Genomic DNA, 20,816 nt, shown 5'->3' with positions numbered 1-20,816 from the left:
GGATGTATTCGATTACATCGAGATGTTTTACAACCCAACCCGACGACATGGTTACAACAACAGCCTGTCTCCGGTAGAGTTCGAGAGGCAGTATTTCAGCAGGCTCGAAAGTGTCTAGTGGGGACGGGGCGATTCAGGATGATGTTAAAGCGGGGCGGATATCGGAGATTGACGTTGCCGTGCTTAAGCAGCGTGGCCGGGAATTGTTGGAGGGTCGCGCCAGCTGATGTCGGTTCGTTTCGCCGGTGCGGCAGAGACGGACCTTCTGGATCTTTGGCTGACCATCGCGGAAGACAACCCGACAGCGGCAGATAGGGTTCTGGGCTCGATTTACGGAACGGCGATATTGATCGGTGCTCAGCCTGAAATGGGGAGGGCACGGCCGGATTTGGGGGATGAGCTACGTAGTTTTCCGACCAGGACGCCCTACATTATTTCTATGTACCGGACGCCGATGGTGTCATCGTGCTCCGGGTATTGCACCATGCACGCGATATCGGCGCTGAATATTTTTAAGGATTAAGCGTACCGATTCCGGTAGCTTCAAGCCGCCTGCGCTTCCTTCTCCCTGCCCCTAAGCAACCCTGGCCGCGTCGCCATCCTCTCGGCGTAAGCTTCCAGCACCGCCGATTCCAGCTTGACTCCCGCTTTGCGTGCCCAGTTGAGCGTGCCGCCCAGCAGGATGTCGGCGGCGGTGAACTGGCTGCCGACGGCGTATTCGCGGCCTTCCATATGCTGTGCCAGCACAGAGGCGGCACGATGGAATTCCCAGATGCAGGTTTCCGCGACTGCCGGGATGCGGTGCTCTTGCGGCAGGAGCTTAGTGTATTTCGCCATCGTCCACAGCGGCGTTTCCAGCTCGCTCATCGCGAAAAAACACCATTGGAAATAATGCGCGCGGTCGGCGATATCTGCCGGCACCAGGCCGGAGGCCGGGAATTTTTCGCCGATGTAGGTGCAGATGGCGGCGGATTCGGTCAATGCGAGGTTGCCATCGACCAGCGCGGGCACTTTGCCGCCGGGGTTCACTTTGAGGAACTCCGGTTGTTTGTGCTCGCCCCTGGACAGGTCTACCGGGATGAATTCGTAATCGGCACCGGCCTCTTCCAGCGCCCAGGTGGCGCGCGTCGAGCGGGTGTAGGGGTGGCCGTAAATCTGGATCATGGCTGTCTCCTTTATTTTCCCCAGCGCAGGGCCGGGGTGTGCACCGGGCTATCCCAGTGCTGGCGGATTTCATCGTCCAGCAGGCAGACGGTGATCGACGCGCCGGCCATTTCCAGCGAGGTGGTGTAGTCGCCGACCAGCGAGCGGCTGATGTTGAGGCCGTGTTTTTCGAGAAGCTTGGCCGCCGAGTTGTAGAGCACGTAGAGCTCCATCAGCGGCGTGCCGGTGAAGCCGTTGACCATCAGCAGCACTTCGCTGCCGGCCGCGGGCTTGAGGTCTTCGAGGATCGCGGCGATGAGGTCGGCGACGATTTCGTCCGCCGAGCGCATTTTTTCGCGGCGGCGGCCCGGCTCGCCGTGGATGCCGACACCCATTTCCAGTTCGTGTTTATCGATCTCGAAGGTCGGCCGTCCGGCGGCCGGGACGATGCAACTGGTGAGCGCCACGCCCATCGAGGCGGTGCGGCTGTTGACCTTGTCGCCCAGCGCCTTGCATTCCGCCAGGCTGGCGCCGGTTTCGGCCAGGCTGCCGACCACTTTTTCGACGATCACCGTGCCCGCGACGCCGCGCCGCCCGGTGGTGTAGGTGGAGTTCTCCACCGCCACGTCGTCGCTGGTCAGTACAGTGGCATGCGCGAACGGCAGCATCTCGGCCGCCATTTCGAAGTTCATCACGTCGCCGGCGTAATTCTTGACGATAAACAGTACCCCTTTGCCGTTTTCCACGGCTTCTGCCGCGGCCAGCATCTGGTCGGGCGTGGGCGAGGTGAACACATGGCCGGGGCAGGCGGCATCCAGCATGCCGTAGCCGACGAAGCCGCTATGCAAAGGCTCATGGCCGGAACCGCCGCCGGAGATCAGCGCGACCTTGTTCCGGGGCTTCTGCGCGCGGGTCAGGTAATTGGGGTCGAGATGCAGGCTGACCAGGTCGCGGTGCGCCGCGGCAAAGCCGGACAGGCTCTCGACCAGTAGGTCGTCAATCCGGTTGATGAATTTTTTCATGTGAGCCCCTCCTGAAATTACAGTTTAACCGCTGATGAACGCAGATAAACGCCGACACCCCAAATTCCCAGCCTTAAAACTTTTTCGTTCAATCAATGGCAGGAGTTCAAATAGAAAAGCGGAAGACCGTTTTGGTTTTATCTGCGTTCATCGGCGGTTAATTATTGCTTTTAACCCAGTGCCAGATCGCATACCGTCTGGATAATTACCTGACTGGTCTTGGCGCCGGGGTCGATGTGGCCGATGGCGCGTTCGCCCAGGAATGCCGCGCGGCCCTTGGTGGCGATCAGGTCGCGCGTCGCCAGCATGCCTGTTTCAGCCTCGCGCTTGAGCGCATCCAACAAGGGCGCGCGTTCGGCGCCTTCTGCGGCCAGTTGGGTAAACGTGCGCGACACCGGGATCAGCACGTCCAGCATGGTCTTCTCGCCCAAGTCCGCCTTGCCGCGGTTCTTGATCGCCTCCACCCCAGCGGCAAAAACCGCAGCGATTTGCGGCAGGGTTTCCGCGCCCTGTTCCTTTACCGTTTTCGCCATGGCCATGAAAAAGCTTCCGATCAGCGGTCCGGAAGCGCCGCCTATGGTGGAGAGCAGCTTCATGCCGATTTTTTGCAGCGCCGCATCCGGGCTCAGGCTGGCCAGTTCATCGTACATGGTGACGATGGTGGCGCAGCCGCGTTTCATGTTGATGAAATGATCGCCGTCGCCGATCTCGCGGTCGAGCGATTCGATTGCGGATTCGCTGGAAAGGATGGCGGCGTTGACGGCCTGGGCGGCCTGGAGGATGAATTCGGTTTTCATAAATACAGGTAAAGACCGGACCGGCCGGAAGAGTTATGTGCTGCTGTCGACGCTCAAGGCCGTCGCCCCGCTGGACGCAAGCAGCAGGAAACCGCCGGCGATGGCGAGATTTTTCATAAACATGATCGTTTGCATCTGGTCGGCGAAATTGTGATGAAAGACAAGCGCCGCCACCACCGAAAATACCGCAAGCGCATAGGCCACGATTCTGGTCTGGAAGCCGACGATGACGGCAATGCCGCCCAGCAATTCCAGTGCGGCGGTCGGCCACAGCAGGATGCCGGGCAGGCCCATGGACTGCATGTAGCCTGCGGTGCCGGCGGGATCGGAAATTTTGCCGACTGCCGACAGCACAAAGATCAGCGCGAGCAATATGCGGCCAAGCAAGTGAACATAAGGATTCATGGTGTTCTCCTAGAGTGGTTGTCGATACGGTTATTTGATGCAGACCGCACGGACCTGCTTCATGTCCGTGACACCCTGCAGCACTTTTTCGATGCCGTCCTGCTTCAGCGTGCGCATGCCGTCATCCAGCGCGGTGGCGAACATTTCGGCGACGCGGGCGTGCTCTTGGATGTTTTTCTTGATGGCGTCGGTGCCTTCCAGCAACTCGTGCAGGCCGACGCGGCCCTTGTAGCCGCTGTTGTTGCACTTGTCGCAGCCCTTGGCGCGGTACAGCGTGAGCTGGCCCTTGTCGTTGCCGAAGTTTTTCACCCATTCCTGGTAGATGGCCTTGTAGGCGGCATCGGGGTCTTTTTTCCAGCCGATGGTGTTTTTGAGTTCCAGGCAGTATTCGTTGAGCATGCCCTTGATTTCGTTGGCGTCCGGCGTATAGGCTTCCTTGCAGTCGCACAGGCGTTTGCCGAGGCGCTGGGCGAGGATGCCCAGCAGCGCGTCGGCGAAGTTGAACGGGTCCATGCCCATGTCCAGCAGGCGCACGATGGATTCCGGCGCGCTGTTGGTGTGCAGCGTGGCAAACACCAGGTGGCCGGTCAATGAGGCCTCGATGCCGGTGGAGACGGTCTCCTTGTCGCGCATTTCGCCCACCATGATGACGTCCGGGTCGGCGCGCAGGAAGGCTTTCATCACCATCGCGAAATCCAGTCCGGCCTTCTTGTTGACCTGCACCTGGCGCAGCCCCTTCTGGGTGATTTCCACCGGGTCTTCCGCAGTCCAGATCTTGGTTTCCGGCGTATTGATGTAGCCCAGTGCGGAGTGCAGCGTAGTGGTTTTACCGGAACCCGTGGGGCCGCAGACGAAGAACAGTCCATACGGTTTGGCGACCAATTCCTTGAGCTTGGCGTTGTTGCGCTTGGAGAGCCCCAGCTTGTCGAGCGGAATCGGTTTGCCGGCCGCGAGGATACGCATCACGATGTCTTCCAGACCGCCCGCGGTGGGGATGGTGGCGACGCGCAGCTCTATATCCAATGGCCCGAATTTCTTGAACTTGATCTTGCCGTCCTGTGGCCTGCGCTTTTCGGCGATGTCGAGGTCGCACATGATCTTGATGCGCGCGGCCAGCGCATTTCTATAGCTGGGAGGCACCTCGATGTAATTGACCAGCGTGCCGTCCTTGCGGAAACGGACTTCGGTCTTGGCTTTTTCCGGATAGGGTTCGATATGGATGTCGGAAGCGCCCTGGTTGTAGGCGTCGATGATGATCTTGTTCACCAGCTTTACCAGTTCGTTGTCCTGTGCGGCGGAAATATCCTCCTGGCTCAAGCCGCCTTCTTCCTCGTCCTCGCCCAGCGTCGACAGCAGATCGTCGATCGAGCCGGTGAGCGAACTGGCGCCGTAGAATTGCGCCAGCGTGGCGACAAAGTCGCGGTTCAGACAAACCTTGTAAGTGACCTTGGCGTGCTTGGGAAAAATATTGCTGACAATACGCGAGCCGCGCACGCGTTCGGGGTCGGGGGTGAGAATGATCAGCCCGTCTTCCCTGCTTTCGTCTATCGGCACCCAGCCGCTGGCCTGGACGTAATCCTGCTTGAGGTTTTTCAGCAAATCCATCGGCTTGATGCGGTCGTTCTTGCTGGGTTCGTAAGGCACGCCGAAAAACACCGATAGCGCCTTGCCGATGTCGGCCGGCTTGACCTGGAATTCCTCGATCAGCACCTCTTCCAGGTCCTTGCTCTTGCTGCGCGCGGAGCGCTGGGCGAGTTCCAGTTCCTGTGCGGCAAGCACGCCCTCGGCCACCAGGTTGTCGTATTTGGTCTTGATCGCCTGTCCCAGCGGCACCTGGCGCTGGTTGAGCGCGATCGCCAGCGTCTTGGCGATCTCGATCGCGCCTTCTTCCGCCATTTCCGGGAAAGGCAGGCCGGACAGCGTGTTGATCACCTGCACCACACCCATCAGGCCGGCGTCTTCCAGACTGATGATGGGGAGGACCAGCATTTGCTTGGTGCGGAAACCGGTTTTCTTGTCGACTTCTTTCAGGAAGCGGATTTCCGGGCTGATCCGGCTCAGTTCGGCATCGTCGTAAACGTCTGCGATATTCGTCATCACTCTTTGGAGAGCGACATAGCCGGCGATACTTTGCGGGTTGATTGCCAACCGCAGTTCCTTGAAAGCATTGAGCCCGGTTTTGACTTTGGAAACGATTGCGGTCTTGTCTTCGCTCAATACATACAGCGTGAGGCGCTCGGCCTCGAACAGGTTACGGACGTCTTCGCTGACTTCGACAATGATTTCATCGATGTTGCGGGTGGCATGGATTTTATTGGTAACAGCCTGCAGCTTCTTGGTGAAAGCCAGCCTGGAGCCCATCTCGGCGAGGCTGGCGTCATTCTTCGGGGCGGCAGTGCTCATCGTTGTCATTCCGGAAAGTCAGTGCAAGAGTCGAACACTATCATACGGAACTTGAAAGTCAATTCGCGGCCGGCAGCGCGGGAATACGGTAAAATTCACCTTAATCATTCAGTTATTGGAGCCGCCTTTATGCCCGTCAATCTGACCGCCCCCGATCCCGCCTCCCTGCTGCCCGTGAAGGGGGTCGAGCTGGGCCATGCCGAAGCGCATGTACGCAAGCCGAACCGCAAGGATTTGCTGGTGATGCGGTTGAGCCCGGGCAGCCGCGTCGCCGGCGTGTTCACGCAGAATCGGTTCTGCGCCGCGCCGGTTGTAGTGTGCAAACAGCATCTGGCGAAGAGCAGCGGCATCCGCGCACTGCTGGTCAATACCGGCAATGCCAATGCCGGCACCGGCGAGGATGGTCTGCTGCGCGCCCGCCGCAGCTGCGAGGCGTTGGCAGGCTTGCTTGGGATTGCCGACGACCAGGTGCTGCCGTTCTCCACCGGGGTCATCATGGAGCCGCTGCCGGTGGAGCGCGTGGTGGCTGGGCTGCCGGCATGCGTCGAGAACCTCGGCGAGGACAACTGGGCCAATGCCGCGGAAGCGATCATGACCACCGACATCGTCGCCAAGGCGTGCTCGAAGCAGATCCGGATCGGCGGCAACATGGTGACCGTGACAGGCATCGCCAAGGGTTCCGGCATGATCCACCCCAACATGGCCACCATGCTGGGCTACATCGCGACCGATGCCGCCGTCGCGCAGCCGGTGCTGGAAGCGATGATCCGGCATGTGGTCAACCGTTCCTTCAACTGTATCACCGTGGATGGCGACACTTCGACCAACGACTCGTTGATCCTGATTGCCAGCGGCCAGGCCGGCAATGCCGAGATCGCCGCGCAGGATGCGGACTACGTCGCGCTGCGCGATGCCGTGACCGAGGTCGCCGCGACGCTGGCGCAGGCCATTGTCAGGGATGGCGAGGGTGCGACCAAGTTCATGACGATCGAGGTGGAAGGCGGCAAGGATGAAGCCGAATGCCGCAAGGTGGGTTATGCGATTGCGCATTCGCCGCTGGTGAAAACCGCATTTTTCGCTTCCGATCCCAATCTGGGGCGTATCCTGGCGGCGGTGGGCAATGCCGGCATCGCGGATCTCGACGTCAGCCAGGTGCAGCTGTTTTTGGATGACATGCTGGTGGCGCAGAACGGTGGCCGCGCGGCGAGCTATCGGGAGGCCGACGGCCAGCGCGTGATGCAGCAGCCGGAAATCACCGTGCGCGTGGTGCTGGGGCGCGGGGATGCTTCGGCCGCCATCTGGACCTGCGATTTTTCCTACGATTACGTGAAAATCAACGCGGACTACCGAACCTGATGGTCGACCTCGATCGCCTGCTTACCCGCGCCGAAACCTTGCTGGAAAGGTTGGGCCGCGTGTTGCCTGCCGCAACGCCAGAGCCCGACTGGTCGGCCCAGGCCTGGCGCTGGCGCAAGCGCGGCAATGCCGGCTTTCTGCAGGCGGTGGCGCATCCCCGGCATATCCGGTTGGCCGATCTGCAAGGCGTGGACCGGCAAAAAGTCTCACTGCAACGCAACACGCTGCAGTTCGTGCGCGGTCTGCCGGCCAACAATGTGTTGCTGACCGGCGCGCGCGGCACCGGCAAATCGTCGCTGATCAAAGCCTTGCTGGCGGAGTATGCCGGCGATGGCTTGCGGTTGCTGGAAGTGGACAAGAACGATTTGGTCGACTTGCCGGATATTGCCGATCTGGTGGCAGGGCGCCCCGAGCGGTTCATCCTGTTCTGCGACGATTTGTCTTTCGAGGCGGACGACCCCAGCTACAAGGCGCTCAAGGTGGCGCTGGACGGCTCTATCGCCGGGGCGGCGGACAACGTCCTGATTTACGCCACCTCCAACCGGCGTCATCTGATGCCGGAATTCATGGCGGAAAACCTGGAGTCGGACGAAATCCGCCCCGGCGAGACGGTCGAGGAAAAGGTAGCGCTGTCGGAGCGCTTCGGTGTGTGGCTGTCGTTCTACCCTTTCGACCAGGACGAGTACCTGGCCATCGTCAAGCATTGGCTGCATGCTTTCGGCATCACGCGGCTCACGCCGCAGGCGCGCCGTGCCGCGCTGCAATGGGCGCTGGGACGCGGCTCCCGCAGCGGCCGCGTGGCCTGGCAGTTCGCGCGCGATTGGGCGGGGCAACGCGGTTTAAATGGCTGAAACTGTCGAGGCTGCCGTCGCCGTCATCCTGCGCGATGACGGTCAGGTGCTGCTGGGCCAGCGGCCGGAGGGCAAGCCGTGGGCGGGTTGGTGGGAATTTCCCGGCGGCAAGATCGAAGCCGGGGAAACGCCGTTCCATGCGCTGCAGCGCGAACTGCACGAAGAGCTGGGCATCGAAGCCGCAGAGGCTTACCCCTGGATTACCCGCGTGTTCAGCTACCCCGAGCGCACAGTCAAGTTGCGCTTCTTCACGGTACGGCGCTGGCACGGAGAAGCGCACGGCAAGGAGAACCAGCAGTTATCCTGGCAGAGCCCGGAGCAAGTCGCCGTTTCTCCACTGCTGCCAGCCAATGCTCCGGTGCTCGATGCGCTGCGCCTGCCGTCGACCTACGCCATCACCAATCTGGCCGAAATGGGAGAGAGAGCCTTCCTGAGCGCGCTGGAACATGCACTGCAAAACGGCCTGCGCATGATGCAAGTGCGGGAAAAGCAGTTGACGCAGGACGAATTCGCGCGCTTCGCCGCGTTGGTGGTGCGGCACGCAAAGCCCTATGGTGCAAAAGTGGTCGTCAATGGCGACATCGAGTTGGCGCTTGCCGTCGGCGCTGACGGCGTGCATCTGCCGTCTGCAGTATTGATGGCATCAACCGCCGGCAAGCCTGCGGGCCTGCTATGCGGGGCTTCCTGCCACAACCGCGGGGAGTTGGGCCGGGCGGCCGAACTTAATCTTGACTATGCGCTGCTCGCGCCGGTGCAGCCGACCTTGACCCATCCCGGGACGCCGGCATTGGGCTGGGACGGTTTTGAACACATGATTCTGGAACAGCCGATGCCGGTCTATGCGCTGGGCGGAATGGCGGCGTCCGACCTGCTCGCTGCCTGGCGGCACGGGGCGCATGGTATCGCGATGCAGAGGGGGGTATGGCAATGAAGCTTTGGGGATGCATGATCATCCTGGCGCTATCGGCCTGCGCCAAATCCCCTGCGGTGCAGGCCGTCCATTGCAGGGATCCTGTTGCCGGGTGCCGTCTGGATGCAGGAATGGAAGTGCGTTTCTCGAAAATTCCCGCCGTCATGCGGAGGTTCGACCTCGACGTCATCGCGCCCGAGAGCGCCGCGCCTTATGCGAGTTTTCAAATGCAGGGCATGGAGATGGGCCTGAACCGTTACCGCCTGCTATGGAATAACGGCAAATGGCATGCCGAGGCCATGCTGCCGGCTTGCGTACAAGGACGGCATGATTGGATATTGCGCCTGGAAGCGGGCGGAAAAATTTACGCGATGCCGTTCACCGGCGGCTAGTCGGCTTTTACCGGCAGCCGGATTTTTTGCGTGCCGGTGCCTTTGCCGTCTTTGAACGTCAGCACGATTTCGATATTCTCACCGGCCTTCAAAGGCTTTTTCAAATCGACCAGCATCAGGTGGAATCCGCCGGGCTCGAGCTTGACCAGCTTGCCGGCGGGCAGGTCCAGCGTCTCCAGCATGCGCATTTTCATCACGCCGTTTTTCATCGACATTTCGTGAATTTCCACGCTGTCGGCGACAGCGCTTTTGATCGCTACCAGTTTGGCCGGCTTGTCGCTCTTCAGGCTCAGGTAGGCCGCTCCCACTTCCTGTCCGGGCGCGGTGGCTCGCGCCCAGGCATCGCTGACGGCGACCTCGGCATAAACACTGCGGCACAGCAGGAGCAGCGCGAGAGTACAAATCAATCTATTCATCATCAAGGTGCTATTCATCATTGAGATCCTTGGGTGGTTTTTCGCTTTCCGGAATGCGGTAGCCTTCGGAGGCCCATTGACCGAGATCCATCAGCTTGCAGCGCTCTGAGCAGAACGGCCGCCAGGGATTGTCGGTTCTATATTCGACCGGTTCCCCGCAGGTGGGGCAGGCGACTTTTTTGGGTTCAGGGCTTACAGGTTGCACAGAATCAGGTCGAAAGCGACATCCGCTTCGAACGGCCGCGGTTTTTGCGCGCCGTCCAAGCAGTTGAAACGGATATTGATGGCGTACTTGTTGGCGCTCACTTCGGGAAAGCACGTTGCTTCGTCGGCCAGCGTGACGCGCAGCATCTGCGCCGGTTTGGCGCCGCCCAGCATTTGCTGGAACGCGCCCTGCACCGCGGTATAGCGGGTTTTGGAGCCGCTGCCGCGTAGGATGTGCAGAATGATGCGAAGGGCGTCGTACAGCGGCAATAACGGCATCAACCAGTTTTCGATGCTGGCCTGGCGCGTTTCCGCCGATTGGCCCAGCCAGTAGTGATAGGAGGGAACGTCGAATTCGCAGGCACCGCCCGGCATCACCGCCCGCTGCTTGATTCCCATCAGCCATTCGCTTTCGCGCAGAGGCTGCCCGATGCGCCCCGTCATGCCGCGCAGGCTGACGGCGGTCTTTTCGATTTCGCCGATTACTTCGTTGAGGATTTCTTCGGCGATGGCCGGATTGCCGCGCAGGCTGTCCATCACCTGTTTCTGGCGGTCCAGTTCCTGCAGCAGGTCGGTTTTGAGGTCGGAGCGGTCAACCAGGTCCAGAATCTGGAATATCACCAGCAGCGCGCAGTGATGGCTGAATTCATGGGTGCCCACAGCATGGTGCTGGACTTTGACGAAGAGGTCTTCCAGCCGGAGCAGGATACGGATACGCTCGTTGAAAGGGTAATCGTAAGTGGTCACGAAAATTTCTTTTCCAGCATAGGGTTAGGCTGACCGTAGGTTGATGCGGATTATGAGGTTGATTGTGTAACTATGCAAGCCTTATATACTTTTTGTGCATTTCATTGACTTTTTCTGTCAGGTTTTCAAGATCGGAATCGTTGACAATTATGTCGTCTGCGCGGGCAAGACGCATCGCTCTCGGCAATTGGGCTGCCATGACTGCGCGTACTTCGGCCTCGGTCAAAACGCTGCGGGCCATCGCACGCTCGATCTGCAATGCCTCCGGGCAATCCACCACCAGCGTGCGCTGGATAAGGTCGGCATAGGCGCCGGTTTCAAATAGCAGCGGCACGACGATCATGCAGTAGCGAGCATTGCCGGAGCGGGCCAGTTCAGCGATGACGCATTGCCGGATGCGGGGGTGCAGGATGTTCTCCAGCGTTTCTTTTGCGCGGCGGTCATTGAATATCAGGTGGCGCAGGGCAGCCCGGTCCAGCGCGCCGTCAGGTGACAAATATTGCGTGCCGAATTCGGCGGTAATGGCCTTGACTGCTGGTTGGCCGGGTGCGGTCAGCACATGCGCGATGGCATCGGCATCTATGATGCTTGCACCCAATTGCGCGAACAGCCTGGCAGCGGTGCTTTTGCCGCTGCCGATGCCACCGGTCAGGCCTACCGCCAGCATGCCGATCAAGCCGCGAGATAAAAGCTTGCCAGTTGCGGCCCCCAGAACAGCGCGGCGATACCGCCCAGCGCCAGATAGGGGCCAAACGGAATAGGCACGTTGCGGCCATGTTTGGCCAGCACGATCAGCGCGATGCCCACGATGGAACCAAGCAGCGAGGATAACAAGATTACCGCCGGCAATAATTGCCAGCCGAACCAGGCACCTATCGCCGCCAGCAGCTTGAAATCGCCGTAGCCCATGCCTTCCTTGCCGGTGGCCAGCTTGAACAGCCAGTAAACTGCCCACAATGCCAGATAGCCCGCCATCGCGCCGATCACGGCGGATTTGAGGTCGGCGAAGCCGCCATTCATGCTGAACAGCAGTCCTGCCCATAACAACGGCAGCGTAATGTCATCGGGCAGAAGCTGGGTATCGAAATCGATGAAGGTCAATGCGATCAGGCTGGCAGCCAGGAAAAACGCCGCGAACGCGGTGAGGCCGAAACCGAATTTCCAGGCAACCAGCCCGCCTAGCACGCCGGTGAGAAGCTCGACCAGAGGATAGCGGGTGCTGATGCGCGTCTTGCATTCCGCGCATTTTCCGCCCAGCCATAGATAACTTATCACCGGGATGTTTTCCAGCGCGCTTATCCGGTGGCCGCACGCGGGGCAGGCGGAGCGCGGTACGACCAGATTATAGGCGGCAGGCCGGGAGATATCTTCCTGCCCGCCGTTCAATGCGGCGCATTGCAATTTCCAGTCGCGCTCCATCATCAGCGGCAGGCGGTGGATCACGACGTTGAGAAAGCTGCCTATCATCAGGCCGAACAGGCTGGCGATGGCGATAAATATGGGGGGATAAGTATTCAGGAGTTCTATCATGGGTGGGATGATGGCATTTGCGAAAAAGGCTGGCAAGCGGCGTCAGATAATCGCGGCATGTTTTTCCATCAGCTGTTCGTAAATCAGATGCTGCAGGAGTATGGCTTCGGTGGAGCGCATGTTCTGGAAACGGATGCCGTAACACCAGCCGGCAGCGTTGTCGGCCTGATGAGAGCTTTGAATAATGCCGCCGGCATTGAAATTGACTTCATAGTCGTTGGGCTGGAGCCAGAAGCGAAAGCTGATGGCGACATGCTGGCCCGGCTCGCCGAGCGGGATAGCGCAATCCGCTTGTACCCCCAACGCGCTGAGGTCGGAAATGGTGGCCTCCTGCCCCGAGGTGCTGCCCGGCGCGAGATTGCTCAGGCGAGCCGGGATACTCACCCGTACCCGCACCGCCTTGCGGATTTCCGCACCCTGGATCTCGGCCGGATAAGACAGATGGCAGTAAGAATAAGGCAGGTGGCGGACTTTTAGCACATCGCAATTAAACGCGTAAGCGATGCGCCCGGAAAAGCCGCGTACCAGCACAGTGTCGCCTTCGGCCAGCGGAATAGTGCCGTTCCAGGCCGCCGGCAGCCTGACGATCAAGCTGCTGCCTTTGAGGAAACCGAGCAGCCGGGTATAGAAATGTTCTCCGGGACGTGCTGCGGGAGGGTCGATTTGCAGCCGGTGATCGACCTGCAGGCGCAGATCGTCAAAATGATAGGAGCGTGTAGGCAGCGAGCCGATCCTGGGCAGCGCGGTATCCGAAGGTACCATCTGTTCTTGATTAGGGCTGCCGGGGTCTATGGATGGACTCATGGTGTTTGCCTGATTGACGCAGCAGGGTGATTATATCGGGTAAAATTTTGCCATGTACAATTTGATCCGTCCCCTGCTGTTTCGTCTGGACGCCGAACGCGCCCATCATTTCACGCTGCAGTCTCTGGCGATCGTGCATCGCCTCGGGCTTTCTGGCCTCATCCCGGATGCGCCCAGTTGTCGACCGCGGCAGGTCATGGGGCTGACGTTCCCCAATCCGGTGGGCTTGGCCGCCGGCCTCGACAAAAATGGCGCCTATATCGATGCGCTGGCCGCGCTGGGTTTCGGCTTTATCGAAGTGGGGACGGTGACGCCGCGCCCGCAGCCGGGAAATCCGCAGCCGCGGCTGTTCCGCATTCCTGAGGCGCAAGCCATCATCAACCGTTTCGGATTCAACAATGACGGCGTCGATGCCTTGATCGACAACGTCAGGCGCTGCAATTACCGCGGCATTCTGGGTATCAATATCGGCAAGAATTTCGATACGCCGATCGAGCGTGCAACGGACGACTACCTGATTTGCCTGCGCAAGGTATATCAATATGCCGGCTATGTGACGGTGAATATATCATCACCCAACACCAAAAACCTGCGCCAATTGCAGGATAGCGATGCGCTGGAAGGATTGCTGTCCGCACTCAAGCAGGCCCGGGCGCAGCTTGCCGATATCCACGGCAAATACGTCCCCATCGCGCTCAAGATCGCGCCCGACCTGGAAGCCGGGCAGATCGGCGAAATCGCCGAATTATTGCTGAAACACAATCTGGACGCCGTCATTGCCACCAACACCACGCTTGCGCGCGAAGGCGTGGAAGGCCTGCCGCATGCGGATGAAGCCGGCGGGCTTTCGGGCGCGCCGGTGCGCATCAAATCAACCGCGGTCATTAAGCAGCTGGCGTTGTCTTTGGGGAATGAAATCCCGATTATCGGCGTTGGCGGCATTCTGCACGGAGCGGACGCAACAGAGAAAATCCAGGCCGGGGCCGCCTTGGTGCAGGTCTATAGCGGTCTGATCTATCGCGGACCGGAACTGGTCAGGGAAGTCTGCGCGGCGCTGGGCTAGCGCAAGCGCCGCATAAAAAAGGGCGGCCCAAGCCGCCCTTTTTGTTTTGGGTGAAACTACATGACGCCTTCGTCGGCGGCTTCAACTGGGGCTGAAGCCTGGGTGTTTTCAAAGCTTAGTATCACCTTTTCGTCGGCACCGATGTCGACCGTCACACGCCCGCCGTTGGCCAGCTTGCCGAACAGGAGCTCGTCGGCCAGCGCCTTGCGTATCGTGTCCTGGATCAGCCTGGACATCGGGCGAGCGCCCATCTGCGGGTCGAAGCCCTTCTTGGCGAGAAAGTCCTTCAGCGCATCGGTGAACATGGTGTCCACTTTCTTCTCGTGCAGCTGATCTTCCAGCTGCATCAGGAACTTGTCGACCACGCGGATGATGATGTCGTGATCCAGCGCCTTGAACGAGATCGTCGCATCCAGGCGATTGCGGAATTCCGGCGTGAATAAACGCTTTATCTCGCCCATCTCGTCGCCTTCACTGGCGCTCTTGGTGAAGCCGATGCTGGTCTTGGACAAAGCTTCGGCCCCCGCATTGGTGGTCATGATGATAGTGACATTGCGGAAATCGGCCTTGCGCCCGTTGTTGTCGGTGAGCGTACCGTGATCCATTACCTGCAGCAGGATGTTGAAAATATCCGGGTGCGCTTTTTCGATTTCATCGAGCAGCAGCACCGAGTACGGATGCTTGGTAATGGCTTCGGTCAGCAGGCCGCCCTGCTCGAAGCCGACGTAGCCCGGAGGCGCGCCGATCAGGCGGGAAACCGCGTGGCGCTCCATGTATTCGGACATGTCGAAGCGCACCAGTTCGATCCCCAGCGTGTAGGCCAGCTGGCGCGCGACCTCGGTCTTGCCGACGCCGGTGGGGCCGCTGAACAGGAACGCGCCGATCGGCTTGGATGAGTTGCCCAGCCCGCTGCGCGACATCTTGATCGCGGCAGCCAGCGCGTCGATGGCGGCGTCCTGGCCGAACACGACGGCCTTGAGGTCGCGGTCCAGCGTCTTCAGTGCATTGCGGTCGTCGCTGGAAATGTTCTTCGAAGGAATGCGCGCGATTTTCGAAATAATCTCTTCAATTTCCTTGTTGCCGATGACCTTCTTCTGGCGCGATTTCGGCAATATGCGCTGCGCGGCGCCGGCCTCGTCGATGACGTCGATGGCCTTGTCCGGCAGGTGGCGGTCGTTGATGTATTTCGCCGACAGCTCGGCCGCAGTGGACAGCGCAGCGGAGGTGTATTTCACGCTGTGGTGCGCTTCGAAACGCGACTTCAGGCCTTTGAGGATATCCACGGTTTCGGCGATGGAGGGCTCTTCCACGTCGATTTTCTGGAAACGGCGGGACAGCGCGTGATCTTTTTCGAAAATGCCGCGGTATTCCTGGTAAGTGGTCGCGCCTATGCATTTCAGCTGGCCGTTGGACAGCGCCGGCTTGAGCAGATTGGAAGCGTCCAGCGAGCCGCCGGAAGCGGCACCGGCACCGATCAGGGTATGAATTTCATCGATGAACAGGATCGCGTTGGGGTTGCCGCCCAGCTTCTTCAGCACCGCTTTCAGGCGCTGCTCGAAATCGCCGCGATACTTGGTGCCGGCCAGCAGCGCGCCCATATCCAGCGAATAGATCACGCAATGCGACAGGATTTCCGGCACGTCGCCCTCGACGATCAGGCGCGCCAATCCTTCGGCGATGGCGGTCTTGCCCACTCCGGCCTCTCCTACCAGCAGAGGGTTGTTCTTGCGGCGGCGGCACAAGGTCTGGATTACGCGTTCCAGTTCCAGCGTACGGCCGATCAAGGGATCGATTTTACCGGCCGCGACCTGGGCGTTGAGATTCAACGTGAAGCTTTCCAGCGCATTGCTGCCGGCTTGCTCCTGCTCGGTTTCCTGTTCGCCGGAGGCGCGTTTCTCGGTAGTGTTCTCGGTGACTTTGGCAATGCCGTGGGCGATGTAATTCACCACATCCAGGCGCGTGATGCCGTGTTGATGCAGGAAAAATACCGCGTGGGAATCCTTTTCACCGTAGATCGCCACCAGTACGTTGGCGCCGTTCACTTCCTTCTTGCCGGAGGATTGCACATGCAGGATCGCGCGCTGGATGACGCGCTGAAATCCAAGCGTGGGTTGCGTGTCGACCTCGGCGCTGCCGGACACCACGGGCGTATGCTCGGTAATGTAGTCGGTCAGTTCGCGCCGCAAGGTTTCGATGTCCACGCCGCAGGCGCGCAGAACCTGAGCTGCGGTCGGATTATCGAGCATCGCCAGCAGCAGGTGTTCTACGGTAATCAGCTCATGGCGTTGCTGGCGCGCTTCCATGAACGCCATATGCAGGGAAACCTCGAGCTCTTGTGCTATCACTTTAATTTTCCTCCATCACGCATTGCAGCGGATGCTGGTGTTCCCGGGCGAGGCTGATGACCTGCTGTACTTTGGTTTCAGCCACATCCCGAGGATAAATGCCGCATAAGCCGGCGCCTTCGGTATGTACTTTGAACATGATTTGCGTCGCTTGTTCACGGCTTTTTGCAAAGAAGCGCTGCAAAACAGTCACTACGAATTCCATGGGAGTGAAATCGTCGTTCAGTAGCAGTACCTTATACATCGGCGGCGGTTTCAGCCGGGTGCTGACGGATTGCTCTTTTAAACGCTCAACGTATTTCGTGCTTCCCATGTTTAGCCTATTTTGAGCCGATCAGGAAATTTTTCAAGTGCTGAATCCACAGTTGCCGGATATCAGGGAACAATTCGTACGCTCTTGACCACCTTGTCCTGGGCCTGGATGATTTCCAGCGTGTGATTGGCGATTTTGAAACTGGTTCCGGGTTCCGGAATATCCTCGAAGTGCTCCAGCACCAGCCCGTTAAGGGTTTTGGGGCCATCCAGCGGGAACTTCAGTTTAAGCTTGCGGTTGAGCTCTCTTAACGTGGCGGAGCCGTCGACCAGCCAGCTGCCATCCTCCTGCCGGTGAAACGCGGAAGAGCGGGCCGGCGACTGCGTGGTAAATTCTCCGACGATTTCCTCCAGAATGTCCTCCAGCGTCACCAAGCCTTTCAATTCGCCGTATTCATCCACGACCAGCGCCAGGCGCTGCTGCTTTTCCTGGAACTGCTGCAACTGTGCGTACAACGGCGTGCCCAAAGGCACAAAGTACGGTTCGCTCATCACTTCGCGCAGCGCCTCCATGGTCAGCTCGCCGCTCTGCACCTGATGCAGCACCTTGCGAATATGCAGAACGCCGATGACTTCTTCGGCCTGCCCGGCACGAACCGGCAGACGGGTGTGGTGGCTGGTGGCGATCTGGGCCGCAATGACATCCAGCGGCGCATCGAAATCTATGGTTTCGATATAGGTATGGGCGATCATCACGTCGTCGACAGTAATCTTTTCCAGTTCGAACAGGTTAAGCAGTATGGTCTGGTGTTTCTTGGGGATAAAGCTGCCGGCTTCCTGCACGATGCTGCGCAGTTCCTCCATCGTGATCGCATGCACGGTTTCCGAGAAGTTGGGCTTGAGTCCCAGGACGCCGAGAAAAGCGCGTACGAACAGATTGATGAACCAGACCACCGGGTAGACCAGCTTCAGCAGCGGGTAGAGGATATAGCTGGACGCGATCGCCAGGCGTTCCGGATAGGCCGCTGCCACCACTTTGGGCGAGATCTCGCCGAATACCAGGATGGCGAAGGTGACGGAAAGCGTGCCGACGGCAAGCACCCATTCGCCTTCGCCGAACATCCTCACGGCGATCACGGTGACCAGCGTGGCGGCGGCCGCGTTTGCGAGGTTGTTGCCGAGCAGGATCACGCCCAGCAGCTTGTCCGTTCTTGCCAGCAGCGAACTGGCCAGCCTGGCGCCGCGGTTGCCTTCTTTCACCAGATGCTTGAGCCGGTAACGATTGACCGACATCAGGCTGGTTTCGGCAATCGCAAAAAAGGCGCCGATCAGCAGCAGCGTACCGAGCGCGGCGAACAGCAACGATAAGGGGATGTCGTCCAAGCGGTTGGGAAGGTTTCAGTTAAGCGTCGGCTTCGGGTTTTTTCTCGACCTTGATCAGGTCTTCGCGTGAAATGCCCAGCCACATCACGATGGGGCTGGCCACCAGCACCGACGAATAGATACCGAACAGGATGCCGATAGTCAGCGCCAGCGAAAAGTTGTGCAGCACTTCGCCGCCGAAGAACAGCATCGAGCACACCATGGTCTGCGTCATCGCGTGGGTGATGATGGTACGCGACATGGTGCGCGTGATGGCGTTGTTGATGACTTCCGGCACGCTGGCCTTGCGCATTTTGCGGAAATTCTCGCGCACCCGGTCGAACACTACCACCGATTCGTTCACCGAATACCCCAGCACGGCCAGCACCGCGGCCAGCACGGTGAGGTTGAATTCCCACTGGAAGAACGCGAAGAAGCCGAGAATGATCACCACGTCGTGCATATTGGCGATGATGGCCGATACCGCGAAGCGCCATTCGAAACGGACCGCGAGATAGCCCATGATGCCGAGGGACACCAGCAGCAATGCCATCGCACCGTTTTCATAGAGTTCCTGGCCCACCTGCGGACCGACGAATTCGATGCGGCGCATCTGGACGGCGGCGTCATCTTTTCTCAATGCCGTCAGCACGTCTTCGGAAAGCTTGGCGCTGGTCATACCTTTTTTCACCGGCAGGCGGATCAGTACGTCATGGCTGGTGCCGAAGTTCTGCACCGAAGCTTCCTTGAGGCTGATCGCGTCCATCGCGTTGCGGATTTTGCCGACATCGGCCGGGTGCGGGTAGGCGACTTCCATCACCGTGCCTCCGGTGAAGTCCACGCCGAAATTGAGTCCCTTGGTGGCGAGGAAGAATATGGCCAGGATGAACGTGATCAGCGAGATGGTCGTCGTCAAACGGCCATAGCTCATGAACGGGATGTCGTGTTTGATTCTGAATAATTCCATGATTTGTTTTTCCTAGCCGCGCTGTTAGCCGATTGCCACGTGGGTCAGCTTGCGGCGATGGCCATAAATCAGATTGATCAGCGCGCGCGAGACCAGAACCGCGCTGAACATCGACGTGAGTATCCCCAGCACGTGCACGATGGCGAAACCGCGCACCGGGCCGGAGCCGAAAGTGAACAGCATGATGCCGACGATCAGCGTGGTCACGTTGGAGTCCAGAATGGTGTCAAAAGCGCGCTCGTAACCGGCATGGATCGCCGCCTGCGGGCTATTGCCGTTGCGCAGTTCTTCGCGGATACGCTCGTTGATCAGCACGTTGGCGTCGATCGCCATGCCCAGCGTCAGCGCGATCGCGGCAAGGCCGGGCAGGGTGAGCGTGGCCTGCAGCAGCGACAGCACCGCGACCAGCAGCAGCAGGTTGACGCCCAATGCCAGCACCGAAACGGAGCCGACCACCAGATAGTAGAGAATCATCACGATAGAAATCGCGGCAAATCCCCATAGCGTGGAATGCACGCCGCGCTTGATGTTTTCTTCGCCCATGCTGGGGCCGACGGTGCGTTCCTCGACGATGTCCATCGGCGCCGCCAGCGCACCGGCGCGTAACAGCAGCGATACGTCGGTGGCTTCCTGTACGTTCTTCATGCCGGTGATCTGCACGCGCCCGCCGCCGATCTCCTCGCGGATCACGGGCGCGGTAATCACTTCGGTAGAGCCCTTTTCCACCAGCAGGATGGCCATGCGCTTGCCGACGTTTTCGCGCGTGACCTGCTTGAAGATGCGCGCGCCGCGGCCGTCGAGATTGACGTGCACCGCGGATTGGCCGGTTTGCTGCTCGATGCCGGGGCTGGCGTCGGTGATGTATTCGCCGGTCAGCACCACCTGTTTTTTCACCAGCACCGGAATACCGTTGCGCTCGACGTAGAGCTCGCTACCGAACGGCACGGGGCCGCTCTTGCTGGTTGGCACGGGATGCTCCTCGTCCACCATGCGGATTTCCAGCGTGGCGGTGCGGCCCAGTATTTCCTTGGCCTTGGCGGTATCCTGCACCCCCGGCAATTGGACGACGATGCGGTCTGCGCCCTGTTGCTGGATGATGGGTTCGGCCACGCCCAGTTCATTGACGCGGTTGTGCAGCGTAGTGATGTTCTGCTTCAGCGCGAATTCCTGGATACGCTTTTGCGCCGGCAGGTCCAGGCTGGCGAGCAGCAATTTTTCACTACCGCTGCCATCGGCATCCTTCAAGGTCAGGTCGGGAAAGTCTTTTCTGATTTCAGCTTCAGCCTTGGCCAGTTCGGCAGCATCCTTGAATTTGACCTGTACGGACTGGCCTTCGCGCGAAATCCCGCTGTAGGCGATGCGCTTGTCGCGCAACTGGGTGCGGATATCGCCGGAGTAACGCTCGATCGCCTTGTCCAGAGCCGCTTTAAAGTCCACCAGCAGCAGGAAATGCACGCCGCCGCGCAGGTCCAGCCCCAGATACATCGGCAGCGCACCTACGCTTTGCAGCCAGGCCGGCGAACGCGACAGCAGGTTGAGCGCGACCACGTAACCGCTGCCGAGCTTGGCGGAAATCAGATCCTTGGCCCTGATCTGCGTGTCGGGGTCGGCGAAGCGCACCTTGATGCTGCTCTTGTCGAGCATGATGCCCTGGTAGGACAGCTTTTCCTGCTTCAGCAGCGACTCGACTTCACCCAGCAGCGATGCGTCCACCGTGCCGGCGCTTTTCGCCGAGGATATCTGCACCGCCGGCGATTCACCGAACAGGTTGGGCAGGGAATAAAGCGCGCCGATCAGCAGCGCGGCGGCGATGAAAATGTATTTCCACAGCGGGTAACGATTCATGG

The 20,816-nt window shown here is 59.7% G+C and carries 23 protein-coding genes; 7 read left to right on the top strand and 16 right to left on the bottom strand.

From position 1 onward, the window contains the following. A partial coding sequence (locus VGK14_RS09020) for an IS3 family transposase (protein WP_331508712.1) occupies window positions 1-118 on the top strand: 118 nt, incomplete at its 5' end. A gap of 108 nt (window positions 119-226) precedes the next feature. Further along, window positions 227-523 (top strand): type II toxin-antitoxin system RelE/ParE family toxin, encoded by a 297-nt coding sequence (locus tag VGK14_RS09015; protein ID WP_331508710.1) that lies wholly within the window; start codon window positions 227-229, stop codon window positions 521-523. A 20-nt stretch (window positions 524-543) separates the two neighbouring features. Here the strand turns inward: VGK14_RS09015 and VGK14_RS09010 are convergent, their stop codons facing one another. From VGK14_RS09010 to VGK14_RS08990, 5 genes are all read right to left on the bottom strand, one after another. Continuing rightward, window positions 544-1,164 (bottom strand): glutathione S-transferase family protein, encoded by a 621-nt coding sequence (locus tag VGK14_RS09010; RefSeq protein ID WP_331508709.1) that lies wholly within the window; start codon window positions 1,162-1,164, stop codon window positions 544-546. An 11-nt stretch (window positions 1,165-1,175) separates the two neighbouring features. Continuing rightward, window positions 1,176-2,165: a dihydroxyacetone kinase subunit DhaK gene (gene dhaK / locus VGK14_RS09005; protein ID WP_331508708.1), complete on the bottom strand. Its 990-nt coding sequence runs from the start codon at window positions 2,163-2,165 to the stop codon at window positions 1,176-1,178. A gap of 170 nt (window positions 2,166-2,335) precedes the next feature. After that, window positions 2,336-2,962, bottom strand: coding sequence for a dihydroxyacetone kinase subunit DhaL (gene dhaL, locus VGK14_RS09000; RefSeq protein ID WP_331508706.1), 627 nt, complete (start codon window positions 2,960-2,962; stop codon window positions 2,336-2,338). A gap of 33 nt (window positions 2,963-2,995) precedes the next feature. Beyond that, on the bottom strand, window positions 2,996-3,367 hold the full coding sequence (locus VGK14_RS08995) for a DoxX family protein (RefSeq protein WP_331508705.1): 372 nt from the start codon (window positions 3,365-3,367) through the stop codon (window positions 2,996-2,998). A 30-nt stretch (window positions 3,368-3,397) separates the two neighbouring features. Further along, window positions 3,398-5,770: a GspE/PulE family protein gene (locus tag VGK14_RS08990; RefSeq protein ID WP_331508703.1), complete on the bottom strand. Its 2,373-nt coding sequence runs from the start codon at window positions 5,768-5,770 to the stop codon at window positions 3,398-3,400. A 129-nt stretch (window positions 5,771-5,899) separates the two neighbouring features. On the opposite strand from VGK14_RS08990, the gene argJ reads away from it, so the two are divergent. The 4 genes from argJ to VGK14_RS08970 are packed head-to-tail and all read left to right on the top strand — an operon-like array spanning window position 5,900 to window position 9,279. Next, a complete protein-coding gene (gene argJ / locus VGK14_RS08985) occupies window positions 5,900-7,126 on the top strand; it encodes a bifunctional glutamate N-acetyltransferase/amino-acid acetyltransferase ArgJ (protein WP_331508702.1) in 1,227 nt (408 codons plus the stop codon). After that, window positions 7,126-7,977, top strand: a complete 852-nt coding sequence (locus VGK14_RS08980) for an ATP-binding protein (protein ID WP_331508701.1) — start codon at window positions 7,126-7,128, stop codon at window positions 7,975-7,977. Before argJ ends, VGK14_RS08980 begins: the two co-directional genes overlap by 1 nt. After that, complete coding sequence (locus VGK14_RS08975) at window positions 7,970-8,908, top strand: Nudix family hydrolase (protein ID WP_331508700.1); 939 nt, start codon at window positions 7,970-7,972, stop codon at window positions 8,906-8,908. The genes VGK14_RS08980 and VGK14_RS08975 overlap by 8 nt, the downstream gene beginning before the upstream one ends. Continuing rightward, the gene (locus VGK14_RS08970; RefSeq protein ID WP_331508699.1) at window positions 8,899-9,279 is read left to right on the top strand and encodes a hypothetical protein; all 381 of its coding nucleotides are present in this window, start codon (window positions 8,899-8,901) and stop codon (window positions 9,277-9,279) included. Before VGK14_RS08975 ends, VGK14_RS08970 begins: the two co-directional genes overlap by 10 nt. On the opposite strand, the gene VGK14_RS08965 is transcribed toward VGK14_RS08970, so the two are convergent. From VGK14_RS08965 to VGK14_RS08940, 6 genes are all read right to left on the bottom strand, one after another. Then, window positions 9,276-9,716: a copper chaperone PCu(A)C gene (locus VGK14_RS08965; RefSeq protein ID WP_331508697.1), complete on the bottom strand. Its 441-nt coding sequence runs from the start codon at window positions 9,714-9,716 to the stop codon at window positions 9,276-9,278. The genes VGK14_RS08970 and VGK14_RS08965 overlap by 4 nt on opposite strands. Further along, window positions 9,706-9,900: a DNA gyrase inhibitor YacG gene (locus VGK14_RS08960; RefSeq protein WP_331508696.1), complete on the bottom strand. Its 195-nt coding sequence runs from the start codon at window positions 9,898-9,900 to the stop codon at window positions 9,706-9,708. The genes VGK14_RS08965 and VGK14_RS08960 overlap by 11 nt, the downstream gene beginning before the upstream one ends. Next, on the bottom strand, window positions 9,888-10,646 hold the full coding sequence (gene zapD, locus VGK14_RS08955; RefSeq protein ID WP_331508695.1) for a cell division protein ZapD: 759 nt from the start codon (window positions 10,644-10,646) through the stop codon (window positions 9,888-9,890). The genes VGK14_RS08960 and zapD overlap by 13 nt, the downstream gene beginning before the upstream one ends. 70 nt (window positions 10,647-10,716) lie before the next feature. Next, window positions 10,717-11,313, bottom strand: coding sequence for a dephospho-CoA kinase (gene coaE, locus VGK14_RS08950; protein WP_331508711.1), 597 nt, complete (start codon window positions 11,311-11,313; stop codon window positions 10,717-10,719). Between the two features lie 5 nt (window positions 11,314-11,318). Continuing rightward, complete coding sequence (locus VGK14_RS08945) at window positions 11,319-12,176, bottom strand: A24 family peptidase (protein ID WP_331508694.1); 858 nt, start codon at window positions 12,174-12,176, stop codon at window positions 11,319-11,321. Window positions 12,177-12,218: 42 nt separating this feature from the next. Beyond that, window positions 12,219-12,980, bottom strand: a complete 762-nt coding sequence (locus VGK14_RS08940; protein WP_331508693.1) for a flagellar brake protein — start codon at window positions 12,978-12,980, stop codon at window positions 12,219-12,221. A gap of 52 nt (window positions 12,981-13,032) precedes the next feature. On the opposite strand from VGK14_RS08940, the gene VGK14_RS08935 reads away from it, so the two are divergent. Next, window positions 13,033-14,043 (top strand): quinone-dependent dihydroorotate dehydrogenase, encoded by a 1,011-nt coding sequence (locus tag VGK14_RS08935; RefSeq protein ID WP_331508691.1) that lies wholly within the window; start codon window positions 13,033-13,035, stop codon window positions 14,041-14,043. A gap of 56 nt (window positions 14,044-14,099) precedes the next feature. Here VGK14_RS08935 and clpA read toward each other — a convergent pair whose 3' ends face one another. The 5 genes from clpA to secD form a co-directional block, all read right to left on the bottom strand. Next, window positions 14,100-16,388 carry an ATP-dependent Clp protease ATP-binding subunit ClpA gene (gene clpA / locus VGK14_RS08930; RefSeq protein WP_331508690.1) on the bottom strand — a complete coding sequence of 763 codons (2,289 nt, stop codon included), beginning with the start codon at window positions 16,386-16,388 and terminating at the stop codon, window positions 14,100-14,102. 1 nt (window position 16,389) lies between these two features. Then, the gene (gene clpS, locus VGK14_RS08925) at window positions 16,390-16,701 is read right to left on the bottom strand and encodes an ATP-dependent Clp protease adapter ClpS (RefSeq protein ID WP_331508689.1); all 312 of its coding nucleotides are present in this window, start codon (window positions 16,699-16,701) and stop codon (window positions 16,390-16,392) included. A gap of 62 nt (window positions 16,702-16,763) precedes the next feature. After that, the gene (locus VGK14_RS08920; protein ID WP_331508688.1) at window positions 16,764-18,023 is read right to left on the bottom strand and encodes an HlyC/CorC family transporter; all 1,260 of its coding nucleotides are present in this window, start codon (window positions 18,021-18,023) and stop codon (window positions 16,764-16,766) included. A gap of 19 nt (window positions 18,024-18,042) precedes the next feature. Next, complete coding sequence (gene secF / locus VGK14_RS08915) at window positions 18,043-18,969, bottom strand: protein translocase subunit SecF (protein WP_331508687.1); 927 nt, start codon at window positions 18,967-18,969, stop codon at window positions 18,043-18,045. Window positions 18,970-18,993: 24 nt separating this feature from the next. Then, window positions 18,994-20,814 (bottom strand): protein translocase subunit SecD, encoded by a 1,821-nt coding sequence (secD, locus tag VGK14_RS08910; protein WP_331508686.1) that lies wholly within the window; start codon window positions 20,812-20,814, stop codon window positions 18,994-18,996. Between the last annotated feature and the right edge of the window lie 2 nt (window positions 20,815-20,816).

Origin of the sequence: Novimethylophilus sp. (assembly GCF_036504375.1) — a bacterium.
Classification (GTDB): Bacteria; Pseudomonadota; Gammaproteobacteria; order Burkholderiales; family Methylophilaceae; genus Novimethylophilus.
Note: the sequence above shows the minus strand (reverse complement) of the source record. Positions and strands in the feature narration are given on the sequence as shown.

What these genes read in the sequence shown, in the direction of transcription:
- VGK14_RS08975 (WP_331508700.1), top strand. Translation starts at nt 7,970, where the DNA reads ATGGCTGAAACTGTCGAGGCTGCCGTCGCCGTCATCCTGCGCGATGAC.
- VGK14_RS09015 (WP_331508710.1), top strand. Translation starts at nt 227, where the DNA reads ATGTCGGTTCGTTTCGCCGGTGCGGCAGAGACGGACCTTCTGGATCTT.
- VGK14_RS09010 (WP_331508709.1), bottom strand. Translation starts at nt 1,164, where the DNA reads ATGATCCAGATTTACGGCCACCCCTACACCCGCTCGACGCGCGCCACC.
- VGK14_RS08980 (WP_331508701.1), top strand. Translation starts at nt 7,126, where the DNA reads ATGGTCGACCTCGATCGCCTGCTTACCCGCGCCGAAACCTTGCTGGAA.
- dhaL (WP_331508706.1), bottom strand. Translation starts at nt 2,962, where the DNA reads ATGAAAACCGAATTCATCCTCCAGGCCGCCCAGGCCGTCAACGCCGCC.
- VGK14_RS08995 (WP_331508705.1), bottom strand. Translation starts at nt 3,367, where the DNA reads ATGAATCCTTATGTTCACTTGCTTGGCCGCATATTGCTCGCGCTGATC.
- VGK14_RS08940 (WP_331508693.1), bottom strand. Translation starts at nt 12,980, where the DNA reads ATGAGTCCATCCATAGACCCCGGCAGCCCTAATCAAGAACAGATGGTA.
- dhaK (WP_331508708.1), bottom strand. Translation starts at nt 2,165, where the DNA reads ATGAAAAAATTCATCAACCGGATTGACGACCTACTGGTCGAGAGCCTG.
- coaE (WP_331508711.1), bottom strand. Translation starts at nt 11,313, where the DNA reads ATGCTGGCGGTAGGCCTGACCGGTGGCATCGGCAGCGGCAAAAGCACC.
- VGK14_RS08945 (WP_331508694.1), bottom strand. Translation starts at nt 12,176, where the DNA reads ATGATAGAACTCCTGAATACTTATCCCCCCATATTTATCGCCATCGCC.
- secD (WP_331508686.1), bottom strand. Translation starts at nt 20,814, where the DNA reads ATGAATCGTTACCCGCTGTGGAAATACATTTTCATCGCCGCCGCGCTG.
- argJ (WP_331508702.1), top strand. Translation starts at nt 5,900, where the DNA reads ATGCCCGTCAATCTGACCGCCCCCGATCCCGCCTCCCTGCTGCCCGTG.
- VGK14_RS08935 (WP_331508691.1), top strand. Translation starts at nt 13,033, where the DNA reads ATGTACAATTTGATCCGTCCCCTGCTGTTTCGTCTGGACGCCGAACGC.
- secF (WP_331508687.1), bottom strand. Translation starts at nt 18,969, where the DNA reads ATGGAATTATTCAGAATCAAACACGACATCCCGTTCATGAGCTATGGC.
- VGK14_RS08965 (WP_331508697.1), bottom strand. Translation starts at nt 9,716, where the DNA reads ATGATGAATAGCACCTTGATGATGAATAGATTGATTTGTACTCTCGCG.
- VGK14_RS08990 (WP_331508703.1), bottom strand. Translation starts at nt 5,770, where the DNA reads ATGAGCACTGCCGCCCCGAAGAATGACGCCAGCCTCGCCGAGATGGGC.
- VGK14_RS08970 (WP_331508699.1), top strand. Translation starts at nt 8,899, where the DNA reads ATGGCAATGAAGCTTTGGGGATGCATGATCATCCTGGCGCTATCGGCC.
- clpS (WP_331508689.1), bottom strand. Translation starts at nt 16,701, where the DNA reads ATGGGAAGCACGAAATACGTTGAGCGTTTAAAAGAGCAATCCGTCAGC.